General features: G+C 49.4%; 12 protein-coding genes. 8 read left to right on the forward strand and 4 right to left on the reverse strand.

Features of this window, described 5'->3' with window-relative positions; all coding sequences use genetic code 11:
* Positions 1-156: 156 nt before the first annotated feature.
* Complete coding sequence (locus ACQ31U_RS07320; RefSeq protein ID WP_431050734.1) at positions 157-987, forward strand: formate/nitrite transporter family protein; 831 nt, start codon at positions 157-159, stop codon at positions 985-987.
* A 243-nt stretch (positions 988-1,230) separates the two neighbouring features.
* Complete coding sequence (locus ACQ31U_RS07325; protein WP_431050736.1) at positions 1,231-1,869, forward strand: DUF417 family protein; 639 nt, start codon at positions 1,231-1,233, stop codon at positions 1,867-1,869.
* Positions 1,870-1,923: 54 nt separating this feature from the next.
* On the opposite strand, the gene fdhE is transcribed toward ACQ31U_RS07325, so the two are convergent.
* From fdhE to fdnG, 4 genes are read right to left on the reverse strand one after another with little or no spacing between them, the layout of a single operon-like run.
* The gene (gene fdhE / locus ACQ31U_RS07330) at positions 1,924-2,844 is read right to left on the reverse strand and encodes a formate dehydrogenase accessory protein FdhE (RefSeq protein ID WP_431050738.1); all 921 of its coding nucleotides are present in this window, start codon (positions 2,842-2,844) and stop codon (positions 1,924-1,926) included.
* Positions 2,841-3,512 carry a formate dehydrogenase subunit gamma gene (locus tag ACQ31U_RS07335; RefSeq protein ID WP_431054305.1) on the reverse strand — a complete coding sequence of 224 codons (672 nt, stop codon included), beginning with the start codon at positions 3,510-3,512 and terminating at the stop codon, positions 2,841-2,843. The genes fdhE and ACQ31U_RS07335 overlap by 4 nt, the downstream gene beginning before the upstream one ends.
* 2 nt (positions 3,513-3,514) lie before the next feature.
* The gene (fdxH, locus tag ACQ31U_RS07340) at positions 3,515-4,420 is read right to left on the reverse strand and encodes a formate dehydrogenase subunit beta (protein ID WP_431050740.1); all 906 of its coding nucleotides are present in this window, start codon (positions 4,418-4,420) and stop codon (positions 3,515-3,517) included.
* 1 nt (position 4,421) lies between these two features.
* Positions 4,422-7,478, reverse strand: coding sequence for a formate dehydrogenase-N subunit alpha (gene fdnG / locus ACQ31U_RS07345; protein ID WP_431050742.1), 3,057 nt, complete (start codon positions 7,476-7,478; stop codon positions 4,422-4,424).
* A 265-nt stretch (positions 7,479-7,743) separates the two neighbouring features.
* On the opposite strand from fdnG, the gene fdhD reads away from it, so the two are divergent.
* The 6 genes from fdhD to gdhA all read left to right on the forward strand — a co-directional run bounded on the left by fdhD (position 7,744) and on the right by gdhA (position 14,937).
* A complete protein-coding gene (gene fdhD, locus ACQ31U_RS07350; RefSeq protein ID WP_431054306.1) occupies positions 7,744-8,550 on the forward strand; it encodes a formate dehydrogenase accessory sulfurtransferase FdhD in 807 nt (268 codons plus the stop codon).
* Positions 8,551-8,625: 75 nt separating this feature from the next.
* Complete coding sequence (gene polA / locus ACQ31U_RS07355; protein WP_431050744.1) at positions 8,626-11,430, forward strand: DNA polymerase I; 2,805 nt, start codon at positions 8,626-8,628, stop codon at positions 11,428-11,430.
* A 64-nt stretch (positions 11,431-11,494) separates the two neighbouring features.
* A complete protein-coding gene (locus ACQ31U_RS07360; protein ID WP_431050746.1) occupies positions 11,495-11,656 on the forward strand; it encodes a hypothetical protein in 162 nt (53 codons plus the stop codon).
* Positions 11,649-11,879 (forward strand): type II toxin-antitoxin system RelE/ParE family toxin, encoded by a 231-nt coding sequence (locus ACQ31U_RS07365; protein ID WP_431050748.1) that lies wholly within the window; start codon positions 11,649-11,651, stop codon positions 11,877-11,879. Before ACQ31U_RS07360 ends, ACQ31U_RS07365 begins: the two co-directional genes overlap by 8 nt.
* 121 nt (positions 11,880-12,000) lie before the next feature.
* Complete coding sequence (gene ubiD, locus ACQ31U_RS07370) at positions 12,001-13,467, forward strand: 4-hydroxy-3-polyprenylbenzoate decarboxylase (RefSeq protein ID WP_431050750.1); 1,467 nt, start codon at positions 12,001-12,003, stop codon at positions 13,465-13,467.
* 120 nt (positions 13,468-13,587) lie between these two features.
* Entirely contained in the window at positions 13,588-14,937 is a 1,350-nt protein-coding gene (gene gdhA, locus ACQ31U_RS07375; RefSeq protein WP_431050751.1) for an NADP-specific glutamate dehydrogenase, read from the forward strand.
* The last annotated feature ends 17 nt before the right edge of the window (positions 14,938-14,954 follow it).

The raw sequence follows: 14,954 nt of genomic DNA on the forward strand, positions 1-14,954 counted from the left end.
CTATTTGGCGACGATTTAATAGGTGCAATTCCGCTTGCCGCGCTTAAGTGCGGTTTGGTCAGCCGGCGATGCTATTTTTTATTTGTTAACGGTTTATGTTATAGTTGCGGCGTTTTTTAACATTTTGTTTAAAAAATATTCTGCACAGGAGGAACAATGAAATCAGAATTAAACGGCAGCAAATTATCCTATCGCGATCGCATGGCGGTGGAGGAACATGAGCGTTTAAGCCCGCGTTTGTTGTATGAAATTATCCGCCAAGACGGGATTGAAGAGTTGTCACGCCCAAGCAAAGCGTTGCTTTTTTCCGGCATTACCGCCGGCTTGGTGATCACGTTTTCATTTATTTTTAAAGCGGTATTTACCGCCTATACCCCGGATGAACCTTGGGCGCCATTGGTCACGAACATGGGCTATACCGTGGGATTTTTGCTGGTGATTTTGGGGCGTATGCAGTTGTTTACCGAAAATACCATTACGACGGTGGTACCGTTATTCAACCCACTGAGCTTAAGAAAATTGTTGGCGGTGGCGAAGTTATGGGGCACGGTATTCGGCGCCAACTTGATCGGAACCACTTTAGCGGCTTTATTTTTACAAAATGATCATGTGTTTAATCCGGAGTTTGTGATCGCAATGAAAGACATCGCCCGTCATGTGGCGGGAATGTCGGTAAGCGATAATATTTTGCGTGGTATTCCGGCGGGCATTTTAATTGCTTCGGTGGTGTGGATGATGCCAACGGTCGGCAACGGCAAGTTCGTGATGATTTTTTTCTTTATTTATTTGATCGCCTTGGGGGATTTCACTCATGTGGTGGTCGGTTCGGCGGAAATGGCGTATTTGGTGATTCAGGGCGAAGCCGATTTATATGACTATTTTGTCACCTTTCTCGCCCCGACCGCACTTGGCAATATTTTGGGCGGCACAGTGGTATTTACCATGATGATCTATGGTCAGGTGACTGATGAAATAGGCGGAAAATAGCCTCACATTTTTCGAATAACGGCGTTCAGGGCGGCTTGAACGCCGTTTTTTATTGCATAAGTTGGTGTTGGGTTCACGTTATGCGGGATTTGAGACTTTATAGCCCAAAGTTTGCTCTTATTTGCCATGCCAATTTATTGCAAATGAGAATAAATTGCATTTGATATTTTAAACTGAAAATATCAACTTATGTCGTGTGTATTTTAGGGTAGCACACCATTTTACTATAATAATGAGGTTAATATGAGTACGAATGTCATACATCTGGCAGCAGCGTTTCTTGCCACTAAACAGCGCATTTTCATTAATTTTATCCGTATCGCGATTTGTATTGTCATGCTTTGGATCGGGGGGTTGAAGGCGTTTCAGTATGAAGCGGACGGTATTGTGCATTTTGTTGCCAACAGTCCGTTTATGAGTTTCTTCTATAAAGACAGCCAAAAAATGGTGGAAAACGACAACGGCGTATTGGTGAAAGAATATACTTTGTACAAAAACCCGGAAGGGAAGATGGTACAAAAAAATATTGATTGGCATAAGCAAAACGGTACTTATCCGTTCTCTTACGGCTTGGGGGCGGTGATTGTCACGATCGGTTTGCTGACGCTGTCGGGAATTTGGAATCCGACCACCGGCATGGCGGGCGGCTTGCTCACGTTTGGCATGTCAATCGTCACCCTCTCATTTTTGATCACCACGCCGGAAACCTACGTTCCTAATCTCGGTGGTGATCTGCCTACCCCGAATTACGGCTTCCCTTACCTCTCCGGCGCAGGGCGGCTGATTTTAAAAGATATTATCATGATGGCAGGCGGGCTGATTGCCGCGTCGGAATGTGCGCAGCGGTTTTTGAAAGCGAAAAGTGCGGTTGCAAACGGCTAGTAAAAAACAGGGTGGATTTAATTCCACCCTGTTGCTTTGATTGTCTATCAATGGCTATTCCGACGGAAATAAAAACGGATTGACCGCACTTTTGGCGTAACCCATTTTTTCCATCTCGTCATCTAAGAAGAAACTGGCAAGGTCATCGGCAATCGCTTCGACATCCGGGTTTTTATCCTGATATAGCGCTTTCAGATAGCTGTGGCAGTCGTCACAACTTTCGCTTTTGATCGCGTTTTCGCTGTCTAACGCCCAATAGTTGAGCTTGCCGCCTTGTTCGCAGTTGCTGCATTTCACCCGCACCATATGCCATTCGCTTTCGCATAAGGAACAGTGCAGATAGCGCGTACCTTGTGCTTCGCCGATGTGGATCATGCTTGCGACCGGGGCGGAACCGCACACCGGGCAGAATTGGCGGTTTTCACCGAGTTCGGTTTTGGCATGGTGCGGAATTTGCTGCACCAGTTGCGTCCAATACAGCGATAGTGCCGCCCATAAGAAAATCGCTTTGTCGCTTTGATTCGGCAGAAAATTGTCGCGCAGCAGTTGATCCGCCAAGCTTTCCAATTCACTGTCAGACGCTTTTTCCAACCACTCGATACTTGCCAGAATCGTGTCGTTGGCGTTCGGTTTAAGTTGTTGCAACAGCTGTTGTAACAAGCTGATCCACACCGGATCACGTTGCCAATTTTTCCAATGCAATGGCTGCTGACTGAGCAATGCCGCATTGTCTTTGACCGCACTTAGGCGGGAATCGATGGCAAGCGGCGCATTTTGCAGCAAATCCAGTTGTGCCGCGGCGATATTGGCGCAGAAGCGCAGATAATCCTGCAGCGGGTGATTTTCACTCAACTTGCGCAAGCGCGCTGCACGGCGTTGGTATAGGTTTTTCGGATTGGCGAAAAGAAGCGGTGGGGCAAAAAACCCCGCCGCTGCCTGTTTGATTTCGCTTTCCGCTAAGATGCGAATACTCATTCTTTATGCTCTTGTTTTTCTTGGCGTTCTTCTTTTTGCAATTCCGGCAGAATGGATTCACGGAACCAACGCGGGTGGTGTTTTTTCGCCCAGCGTGCGGTAACCCAGCCTTCCACCATACCGGTGATGGAACCGCGCACCCAAATCGCCATATAGATATGCACCATAATGCCGAGGATCAGTGCGATTGCGCTGGTGGCGTGCAACAATAAAGCGATACGAATCACCGGAATCGAGAAATTTTCGGCAAAATACGGGCGCCAAATAATAATGCCGGTCGTCAATAAAATGACTAATGCCATAATCAACGTCCAGAACAGTAATTTTTGTCCCATATTATAGTGACCGACATCCGCCACGTGGTGCTCGTTGCCTTTCAGCACTTCAACCACATTGAACAGCCATTGCCAATCGCCTTTTTCGATCAGGTTATCGCGCCAATAGTGTTTAGCCAGAATGGCAAAAGCGGCAACCATCACTAAACCGGTGAACGGGTGTAATACCCGCGCCAGTTGCGGGGTGCCTAACACTTCCGCAATCCAAGCAAAGTCGGCAAAGAAAAACGATAAGCCGGAAAGTGCGGTCATAAAGAAACACAACACTAACAACCAGTGGCTCAACCGCTCTTTCAGGTTATGGCGAATAACTTTTCTGTTTAAATCAACCATCATTATTCTCCTTTTCCGTGTGGATCAAGCGGTTTTTGGATGTCATCATCGTCTTCTTCGGTGTTCGGACCGATACCGATGTAGTGAGCGGCGGAGGCGATTGCCAACGCGCCCATTGCCATCCCTGCCAATGGTTTCAGAATGCCTTTCCATAAACCGACCACCGGACTGATGGACGGATCTTTCGGCAAGCCTGAATACAACTCCGGTTTGTCGGCATGGTGCAGCACATACATCACGTGCGTACCGCCGACCCCTTGCGGATCGTATAAACCGGCGTTTTCATAACCGCGCGATTTCAGATCTTTCACTCGGGTTTCGGCATATTGCTGCATTGCCGCTTTGCTGCCAAAGTGAATCGCCCCGGTCGGACAGGTTTTGACGCACGCCGGTTCTTGCCCCACATTCACCCGATCAGAACACAGCGTACATTTGTAAGCACGGTTGTCTTCCTTGTTGATACGCGGAATATTGAACGGACAGCCGGCAATACAGTAACCGCAACCGATACATTTATCCGATTGGAAATCAACGATACCGTTGGCGTATTGGATAATCGCCCCCGGTGCCGGGCAAGCTTTTAAACAGCCCGGCTCCGAACAGTGCATACAACCGTCTTTGCGGATCAACCATTCCAGACGATCGTTTTCCTCCACTTCGTTGAATTTCATCACCGTCCACGATTTGGCGGTGAGATCAATCGGATTGTCGTAAACCCCGGTACAAACTCCCGGGGTGTCACGCAGATCATTCCATTCGGAACACGCCACCTGACAGGCTTTACAGCCGATACAGGCGCTGACATCGATCAGCTTTGCCACTTCCACTTTATGATCCCGCGTTTGTGGCGGCGGGGTTAGCGTTGAAGTTGCAGAGGCATTAATAATATCTTGAGTTTGAACTGCCATATTAAGCCTCCGTCACTTTTTCAATGTTGACCAAGAATGTTTTAAATTCCGGTGTTTGCGTGTTGGCGTCACCGACACTCGGGGTCAGGTTGTTGGCAAAGAAGCCTTTTTTGCCCACGCCGGCAAAGCCCCAGTGAATCGGCACGCCGATGGTGTGAATGGTTTTGCCGTCCACTTCCAGTGCTTTAATCCGTTTGGTGACCACGGCAACGGCTTTGATATAGCCGCGTTTCGAGAACACTTTCACTTGATCGCCGTGGTTAATGCCTTTTTCCGCCGCAAGTGCGTCGCCGATTTCAATAAATTGTTCAGGTTGTGCGATAACGTTTAACAGCGCATTTTTGGTCCAGTAGTGGAAATGCTCGGTTAAGCGGTAAGTAGTTGCCACATAAGGGAACTCACTGGCATTACCCATGGTTTTCTGGTCGTTTGGCAAAATCCGCGCCGCCGGGTTGTGAATCACGTTCGGGTGCAGCGGGTTAGTGCCAATCGGGCTTTCGATCGGTTCATAATGCTCAGGGAACGGACCTTCCGCCATTTTATCAATCGCAAACAAACGGCTTACGCCTTCCGGCTGCATGATAAACGGCAATACATCGCTGCCCGGAGGGGCAGTGGTGTAGTCGGCGACATCGGTATAGTTCCAGTTTTTACCGTTCCATTTTACCAATTGGCGGGTTGGATCCCACGGATTGCCTTGGCGGTCGGCGGAAGCACGGTTGTAGATAATCCGACGGTTCAACGGCCATGCGAACGCCCAGTTCAGGGTGTTGCCCAAGCCTGACGGATCGGAATTATCACGGCGCGCCATCATATTGCCTTTTTCCGTCCATTGACCGGTGTAAATCCAGCAACCGGAAGAGGTTGTGCCGTCATCACGCAACTGGGCAAAGCTCGACAACAGTTCGCCTTTTTTCACCACTACATTGCCGTTTTCGTCCAACAAATCGGCTAATGCATAACCGTTATTCTCTTTCGCCAATTCTTCCGCACGCGGCTCTAACGGATTGCGGTAATTCCACTGCATTGCATTGAGCTGCTCGATTCCCTGACCGCCCTCTTTTTCATACAAGTGCAGCAAGTGTTCGCGCAATTCGGACAGAATTTCCACATCCGGTTTGGCTTCCTGCGGTTGGTCATTGCCTTTCCAGTGCCACTGCAACCAGCGGCCGGAGTTGGCAATCGAGCCGTCTTCTTCGGTGAAACAGGTGGTCGGCAGGCGGAATACTTCGGTTTGAATGGATTCGGTATCCACATCATTGTATTCGCCGTAGTTTTGCCAGAAATCCGAGGTGTCGGTTTTCAGCGGATCCATGATCACCAAGTATTTTAATTTGCTTAACGCCGTCGTCATTTTCGCGCGGTTCGGATACGACGCAATCGGGTTGAAGCCTTGGCACAGATAACCGTTGACTTTGCCCTCGTACATCATATCGATATAACGGAAATGGTCATACGCGCCGTCGATTTTCGGCAGGAAGTGGTAACCGAACTCGTTATCCGCAGTCGCTTTATCCCCATAGAAGGTTTTCAGCAAGCTGATAAAGAATTTCGGCGTATTTTTCCAATAGTTGACCTGATCTTTTTGGGTCAGTTTCGGGGTAATCCGATTCAGGAACACCTCTAGACTGGTGTCTTTGTCCGTCGGCAACGGTATATAACCGGTTAACATATTCGGGAATAAGCCGAGATCGGTAATCCCTTGTACGTTGGAGTGACCGCGCAACGCATTTACACCGCCGCCGGACACACCGATATTACCCAGTAGTAACTGGATCATCGCCATGGTACGGATATTTTGCGAGCCGACAGTATGTTGCGTCCAACCCAGCGCATACATAAAGGTGGCATTTTTATCTTTGGCGGCTGTTTTCGCCAATTCTTCACAGAAGTGTAAGAAATCCTTCTGTTTCGAACCACAGATCCGTTCGACCATTTCCGGCGTATAGCGGGAAACGTGCTCTTTCAGCACATTGATCACACAACGCGGATCTTGCAATGTCAGATCTTGTTTGGCGAAACCGTTTTCGTCAAATTGGTAATTCCAAGTGGACTTGTCATATTGGCGTTTTTCTTCATCGTAACCGCTGAACAAGCCGTCTTCAAAACCAAAACCCTCCGCCACCAAATAACTGGCGTTGGTATATTGTTGAACGTATTCGTGTTGGATTTTATCGTTGCTTAACAGATAGTGAATAACACCGGATAAGAACGCGATATCGGTACCGGAACGAATCGGCGAATAGAAATCCGCCACCGAGGCAGTACGGTTAAAGCGTGGATCAACCACCATTAACTTCGCACCACGGCGTTTTTTCGCTTCGATAACCCAACGGAAGCCGACGGGATGTGCTTCGGCGGCATTACCACCCATTACGATGACTAAATCGGAATTGGCGATATCAACCCAGTGGTTTGTCATGGCACCGCGACCAAATGATGGAGCAAGACTTGCTACCGTTGGTCCGTGTCAGATACTCGCTTGGTTGTTGATTGGCACCATACCGAGCGCACGCGCCCATTTTTGGCTTAACAAACCGGTTTCGTTGCTGGACGCGGAAGCCATCAACATCCCGGTGGAAACCCAACGATTGACCGGCAAGCCGTCGCCGTTAGTCGGAATGAAATTGGCGTCGCGGTCGTCTTTCATCAAACGGGCAATACGCTCATAGGCTTCGTGCCAACTGATACGTTTCCACTCTTTCGCCCCCGGGGCGCGGTATTCAGGATATTGAACGCGGCGTTCGCTGTTGACATAATCCAATGCGCCCGCACCTTTCGGACAAAGGGCTCCGCGGCTGACCGGATGATCGGCATCGCCTTCAATATGAATCAGTTTTTCACGGGCGTTCATTGCTCCGTCACCTACGCTATAGAGTAGCATACCGCAGCCGACGGCACAGTAAGTACAAGTATTACGGGTTTCACGTGCACGCAACAGTTTGTACGAGCGCGGCGCAGCCAGTGCGCTTGCCGGTGCAAAACCTAATGCGGCAGCGGTGGTTCCCGCCATGCCACTTGCACAAACTTTGAAGAATTTTCTTCTGCTGAGTTGCATAAGAACCTCTCAAGATTGTGAGATTTAGAGTAAAATAAAAAAGTTAGTTTTAGGGTTGTAACAAAAATGTAAAATACGTTACATTCATTCGCTAGCTTACTCCTGTTCAAAATCCGACGCAACAGGCAAACGTATTTTATATAATCTAGATCAAGAAGATATTCCGCTATTTTTGTGAACTGCGTCAGAATTATAAAAATTTACCTATTTTTGATTAAAGGAAAAGACTTTGTTAACATTAAAAACAAGAAGCGTAAGTGTATTCATGCCGAATGGCGAATCGGACGAGCGACAACCGCACTTCGGGCGCAAAAGCGATTGGTTGGCGACGGAAGTGCCGGTTGCGTTGGTGTATAACGGCATAGCACATACCGTCATGATGTGCAGTCCGGCGGATTTGGCGGATTTTGCGCTCGGTTTTTCCCTCGCGGAAGGGATTATCGACCAAGCAAGCGATATTTATTCCCTTGATGTCGTCAATGTTCGCAACGGCATTGAAGTGCAAATCGAGATGGCAAGCCGCTGTTTTATGGCGTTAAAACAAAAACGGCGTACGCTGGCAGGGCGCACCGGCTGCGGTTTGTGCGGCGTGGAACAGTTGCAACAGGTCACGCGCCCGCTAACCGCACTTGAGCACACGTTACAATTTGATTTGAGCAAACTCAACGGCTGCCTGCAACAACTGCAACAAGCGCAACAACTGGCTCAGCAAAGCGGCGCCACCCATGCCGCCGCGTTCTTCAATTTAGACGGCGAACTGCTGGCAATCCGCGAAGATGTCGGACGCCATGTCGCCCTTGACAAACTGCTCGGCTGGCACGCACGACAAAAACAAAAGTGCGGTCAGAATCGCGAGAAACTGCAAGGCTTCGTGTTGGTCACCAGCCGCGCCAGTTACGAAATGGTGCAAAAAAGCGTCGCCTGCGGCATTGAAATCCTAATCGCCGTTTCCGCCGGCACCGACTTCGCCGTCAACCTCGCCGCACAACACAACCTCTCCCTCGTCGGCTTTGCGCGTGAAAATCGCGCAACGGTGTATTGCGGGGGGGAGCGGTTTGATTGCAGTGAGTGATAATTTAATCCGCACTTCAAACCGCACTTTTGCTACAATACCCTCCAACTTCATCCATTAAAAAAGTGACCATTTATGACAGCTAAAATTGCCGATAACGCCCTTGTTCTTGTGGACGGGTCTTCTTATCTTTACCGTGCCTTTCACGCCTTTCCCCCGTTGAGCAACTCGCTCGGCGAGCCGACGGGGGCGATGTATGGGGTGTTGAATATGCTGAAAAGCCTGATTGCGCAAGCCAATCCGCGCTATTTGGCGGTGGTGTTTGACGCCAAAGGCAAGACCTTTCGTGATGAACTGTTCGAGCAATATAAATCGCACCGCCCGCCGATGCCGGACGATTTGCGCAAGCAGATTCAGCCGTTGCACAACATGATTAAGGCGTTGGGCATTCCGTTATTGGTGATTGACGGCGTGGAAGCGGACGATGTGATCGGCACACTTGCCGTTCGCGCGTCAAAGTGCGGTCAGAAAGTGCTGATCAGCACCGGCGATAAAGATATGGCGCAGTTGGTGGACGATAACATCATGTTGATCAACACCATGAACAACACCTTGTTGGATCGCGAGGGCGTGGTGGAAAAATACGGCATTCCGCCGGAATTGATCATTGATTATCTGGCGTTGCGCGGCGACAGTTCGGACAATATCCCCGGTGTGGCTGGAGTGGGCGAGAAAACCGCACTTGGGCTGTTGCAAGGCATTGGCAGTATGCGGCAGATTTATGCCAACTTGGATCAGGTGGCGGATCTGCCGATTCGCGGCGCGAAAAAGCTGGGCGATAAATTAGCCGAAGCCAAAGCGATGGCGGATCTTTCCTATCTGCTTGCCACGATTAAAACCGACGTTGAACTGGAGCTGTCTTACGACCAATTGACCATGCAAGCGGCGCAAACCGACGAGCTGATCGAAGCGTTCGGGCGTTATGAATTTAAACGTTGGTTGAATGAAATCTTGCAAAACGGTTCAAGTTCGGTCACTGCGGCAGAATTATCGGCAACGCGTTTTAACGGTTACCAAGCTACGGCAACGACCAGCGAAAGTGCGGTTACCGCCCCGATCAAAGCGGTGCGGATTGACCGCACTTTATATCAAACCATTCTGAACCAAGCCGATTTCGCCGCCTGGTTAGACAAATTGGCGGCGGCGGATTTGATTGCGCTGGATACCGAAACCGACAGCCTGAATTATATGCAAGCCAATCTGGTCGGGATTTCCTTTGCTTTAACCAACGGCGAAGCGGCGTATTTGCCGTTGCAACACCGTTATTTAGACGTGCCGCCGCAACTGGATTTACAGACCGCACTTGCCGCCTTAAAACCGATATTGGAAAATCCGAAGATTCAAAAAGTCGGACAGAATATCAAATATGATGAAACCATCTTTATCCGTCACGGCATTCAGTTGCAGGGGATTGCCTACGACACCATGCTCGAATCCTACACCCTCGACAGCACCGGACGGCACAATATGGACGACTTGGCGCAGCGCTATTTGGGGCACGGCACGATTAGTTTTGAGGACGTGGCGGGCAAGGGCAAAAATCAACTGACGTTTGATCAAATTCCAATCGAGCAAGCGGCGGAATATGCGGCGGAAGATGCCGATGTCACCATGAAACTGCACCAAACCTTATGGCGGAAACTGCAAGCCGAACCGACCTTAGTCGAACTGTTTCAGCAACTGGAAATGCCGTTGTTGTCGGTGTTATCACGGATTGAACGCAACGGGGTGTTGCTTGATTCTGATTTGTTATTGCAACAATCCGGCGAAATTGCCAACCGTTTATTGCAATTGGAACAACAGGCGCACGAACTTGCCGGTGAGCCGTTTAACTTGGCTTCCACCAAACAGTTGCAAGCGATTTTATTTGATAAGCTCGGTTTGCCGGTGTTGAAGAAAACCCCGAAAGGCGCGCCTTCGACCAATGAAGAAGTGTTGGAAGAATTGGCGTATGAACACGCCTTGCCGAAATTGTTGGTGGAACATCGCGGGCTGAGCAAACTGAAATCGACCTACACCGACAAACTGCCGTTGATGGTGGACAAACACAGCGGACGGGTGCACACCTCCTATCACCAAGCGGTGACGATTACCGGGCGTTTGTCGTCGAGCGATCCGAATCTGCAAAATATCCCGATTCGCACCGAAGAAGGGCGGCGCATTCGCAAAGCCTTTATCGCCGCCGAGGGCAATAAAATCATCGCCGCCGACTATTCGCAAATCGAATTGCGGATTATGGCGCATTTGTCGAACGATGTCGGTTTGAATCACGCCTTTGCCGACGGACAAGATATTCACCGCGCCACTGCCGCCGAGATTTTCGGCGTGGCGTTGGATCAAGTCACCAGCGAACAACGCCGTAGCGCCAAAGCGATTAACTTCGGTTTGATCTACGGCATGAGCGCCTTCGGCTTGGCGCGCCAATTGGGCATTGCGCGCGGACAGGCACAGCAATATATCGATCTCTACTTCCAGCGTTATCCGGGGGTGCAGACCTTTATGAGCGACATTCAGCAAAAAGCGCGCGAGCAAGGCTTTGTCGAAACCCTGTTTAAACGCCGTTTATACCTGCCGGAAATCAAATCCGCCAACGCCATGCGGCGCAAAGGTGCGGAGCGGGTAGCCATCAATGCGCCAATGCAAGGCACGGCAGCGGATATTATCAAACGCGCAATGTTGTTGATCGACAACGAAATCCGCCACAGCGACGAGATCAAAATGATTATGCAAGTGCACGATGAACTGGTGTTCGAAGTGCGGTCGGATAAAGTCGATTTCTACGCCGAGCGGATTAAAACCCTGATGGAACAAGCCGCCCGACTCAGCGTCCCGCTGATCGCCGAAGTCGGTATCGGTGATAATTGGGACGAAGCGCATTAGTTGAATTGACGAAAAATTGTGCAAGGGGTAGAGTAAGCACATAACCGTTTAAGGAAGGTGAAAAATGGAAGATAAAACAGTTGAGTATAAAAAATTTGTTGCAGAGCAGGTTAAAAAATCGGACGAAGATATCAAAAATGGTCGTCTTTTTACCTCTGAGCAATTTTATGAGCGTGCGATAAGTGCAATTGCAAGAGCGCAGCAAGGAATGAAACATAGTGCTTAATATTATTTATACTGAGCAGGCGTTAGATAATATCGATCTTATTGCGTTTAATATTACCGAATTTGTTGGTGTTTATAGTGCGATAAATGTAATTGATGATATTAAAAAGTCTATTGATTTATTAGCGTATTCTCCAGAAATGGGCATAGCTGGCATTGTTTTGGGTACTAAAGAAATTTATCCTAGAGGCTATCGGGAGTTTATAGCATTAATGACAACATAATTTATATTCGTACGATTGTACATTGCCGCCAGCTCTATCCACCCATTTTTTAACGGTGCTTAGGGCATGAAAATAAAATAACGGAATTATAAAAAATTCCTCGCTGATAAAGATAATACCCATGAAATACAAAAACCTACGCGATTTTATTGACCTCTTGGAACAACAAGGCGAGTTGAAGCGGATTTCACAGCCGATTGATCCGCATTTGGAAATGACCGAGATTGCCGACCGCACTTTGCGTTTGGGCGGGCCGGCGTTGTTGTTTGAAAATCCGGTTGGTTATGATATTCCGGTGCTGTGTAACTTGTTCGGCACGGCACGGCGGGTGGCGTTGGGCATGGGGCAGGAAGAGGTGACTGCGCTGCGTGATGTCGGCAAGTTGTTGGCATTTTTAAAAGAACCTGAACCGCCGAAAGGGTTTAAAGACCTGATCGGTAAGTTGCCGCAATTTAAGCAAGTGCTGAATATGCCGACCAAAGTGTTGGGCAAAGCCGATTGCCAGCAGATTGTATGGCGGGGTGATGAGGTCGATCTCACTAAGCTGCCGATTATGCACTGCTGGCCCGATGATGTTGCGCCGTTGTTGACGTGGGGGCTGACCATCACCAAAGGGCCGTATAAAAAACGGCAAAATCTCGGGATTTATCGTCAGCAATTAATCGGCAAAAATAAATTGATTATGCGTTGGCTGTCGCACCGTGGCGGCGCATTGGATTTTCAGGAATGGAAAGCCGCGCACCCGAACGAACCGTTTCCTGTTTCGGTGGCATTGGGCGCCGATCCGGCGACTATCCTAAGTGCGGTCACGCCGATTCCGGACAGCCTGTCCGAATATGCCTTCGCCGGATTATTACGCGGCAACAAAAGCGAAGTGGTGAAGTCGGTTTCCAATGAGCTGGAAGTGCCGGCAGGAGCGGAAATAGTGCTGGAGGGCTATATTGATCCCGACGAAACCGCACTTGAAGGTCCTTACGGCGATCACACCGGTTATTATAACGAGCAGGAATATTTTCCGGTGTTCACTGTGACCCATATCACCATGCGGCAAAACCCGATTTACCACTCCACCTACACCGGACGCCCGCCTGATGAACCGGCGGTGCTGGGCGAGGCGTTGAATGAAGTGTTTATTCCGATTTTGCAAAAGCAATTTCCGGAAATCGTCGATTTCTATCTGCCGCCGGAGGGCTGTTCCTACCGTTTGGCGGTGGTGACGATTAAAAAACAATATCCGGGGCATGCCAAACGGGTGATGATGGGGATTTGGTCGTTTTTACGCCAGTTTATGTATACCAAATTTGTGATTGTGTGTGATGACGATGTCAATGCACGCGATTGGAAAGACGTGATTTGGGCGATCACCACCCGCAGCGATCCGGCGCGCGATTGCACCATTATTGAGCACACGCCGATTGATTATCTCGATTTTGCCTCGCCGGTGGCAGGGCTGGGTTCGAAAATGGGGATTGACGCCACCAATAAGTGGAACGGTGAAACCGATAGAGAATGGGGTATTCCAATAACAAAAAATCAAGATATCGTGAAAAAAATAGATAAAATATGGGAAGATTTAGCTATTCTTTAGAAAAAATTTAGTTTAGAATAAAAATCCTCAGCGGCGCTCCCTGTGCCAACGAGGATTTTTTATTACAATCATAACAGATAGAAAACACACAACACATCTAAAAACAAAGAAGGAAAACCCATGAGCAATTTAACCTCTCTCGACGATTTCTTAGCGCAACTGGCGAAACGCGATGGCAACCAACCGGAATTTCTGCAAGCGGCAAAAGAAGTGTTCACTTCGGTTTGGCCGTTTATCCAAGCCAACCCGAAATATGCTTCGCAAGGTTTACTAGAGCGTTTGGTTGAGCCGGAACGCGCATTTCAATTCCGTGTGGCGTGGACGGATGATAAAGGGCAAGTGCAAGTCAACCGTGCGTTCCGTGTCCAATTCAACAGCGCAATCGGGCCGTACAAAGGCGGCATGCGTTTCCACCCGTCAGTCAACCTGTCGATCTTAAAATTCTTAGGCTTCGAGCAAATCTTCAAAAATGCGTTAACCACCCTGCCAATGGGTGGCGGCAAAGGCGGCTCGGACTTTGATCCGAAAGGCAAATCCGACGCGGAAGTCATGCGTTTTTGCCAAGCCTTGGTTGCAGAATTATATCGTCATATCGGACCGGACACCGACGTACCGGCCGGGGATATCGGCGTGGGCGGGCGTGAAGTCGGTTACTTGGCGGGCTACATGAAAAAATTATCCAACCAAGCGGCGTGCGTGTTCACCGGACGCGGTTTGTCTTTCGGCGGTTCCTTGATCCGCCCTGAAGCGACCGGTTACGGCTTGGTTTACTTCGCACAAGCGATGTTGCAAGAAAAAGGTCAATCCTTCGCCGGTAAAACCGTGTCGGTTTCCGGTTCGGGCAACGTGGCGCAATATGCGATTGAAAAAGCGTTGGAATTAGGCGCGAAAGTGGTGACCTGTTCTGACAGCAGCGGTTATGTATATGACAAAGACGGTTTCACTGCGGAAAAACTCGCCGCATTACAAGAAATCAAAGAAGTGAAACGTGGTCGCGTGAAAGATTACGCCGAACAATTCGGCTTGGAATACCATGCCGGCGAACGCCCTTGGGGGGTGAAAGTGGATATCGCCTTGCCTTGTGCCACGCAAAACGAATTGGAATTAGCCGACGCAGAGACCTTAATTGCCAACGGCGTACAATTGGTGGCAGAGGGCGCAAATATGCCGACTACGATTGAAGCGACCGACCGTTTCTTAGCCGCCGATGTATTGTTCGGGCCGGGCAAAGCCGCCAACGCCGGTGGCGTGGCGACCTCCGGTTTGGAAATGGCGCAAAGCTCACAACGTTTATACTGGACGCGTGAAGAAGTGGACGCGCAATTAAAACGCATTATGTTGGATATCCACGCCAACTGTAAAAAATACGGCACAAGCGAAGGCGAAACCAATATCAACTATGTGGTCGGTGCGAACGTTGCCGGCTTCGTCAAAGTGGCTGACGCCATGTTGGCACAAGGCGTGTTCTAATCACAAGCCAGACCGCA

It is taken from the genome of Testudinibacter sp. TW-1 (assembly GCF_050613185.1).
Lineage (GTDB): Bacteria > Pseudomonadota > Gammaproteobacteria > Enterobacterales > Pasteurellaceae > Chelonobacter.

Bases quoted from the DNA above. Each gene is read 5' to 3' on its own strand.
- ACQ31U_RS07320 (WP_431050734.1), top strand. From the start codon at position 157: ATGAAATCAGAATTAAACGGCAGCAAATTATCCTATCGCGATCGCATG.
- ACQ31U_RS07325 (WP_431050736.1), top strand. From the start codon at position 1,231: ATGAGTACGAATGTCATACATCTGGCAGCAGCGTTTCTTGCCACTAAA.
- fdhE (WP_431050738.1), bottom strand. From the start codon at position 2,844: ATGAGTATTCGCATCTTAGCGGAAAGCGAAATCAAACAGGCAGCGGCG.
- ACQ31U_RS07335 (WP_431054305.1), bottom strand. From the start codon at position 3,512: ATGGTTGATTTAAACAGAAAAGTTATTCGCCATAACCTGAAAGAGCGG.
- fdxH (WP_431050740.1), bottom strand. From the start codon at position 4,420: ATGGCAGTTCAAACTCAAGATATTATTAATGCCTCTGCAACTTCAACG.
- fdhD (WP_431054306.1), top strand. From the start codon at position 7,744: ATGCCGAATGGCGAATCGGACGAGCGACAACCGCACTTCGGGCGCAAA.
- polA (WP_431050744.1), top strand. From the start codon at position 8,626: ATGACAGCTAAAATTGCCGATAACGCCCTTGTTCTTGTGGACGGGTCT.
- ACQ31U_RS07360 (WP_431050746.1), top strand. From the start codon at position 11,495: ATGGAAGATAAAACAGTTGAGTATAAAAAATTTGTTGCAGAGCAGGTT.
- ubiD (WP_431050750.1), top strand. From the start codon at position 12,001: ATGAAATACAAAAACCTACGCGATTTTATTGACCTCTTGGAACAACAA.
- gdhA (WP_431050751.1), top strand. From the start codon at position 13,588: ATGAGCAATTTAACCTCTCTCGACGATTTCTTAGCGCAACTGGCGAAA.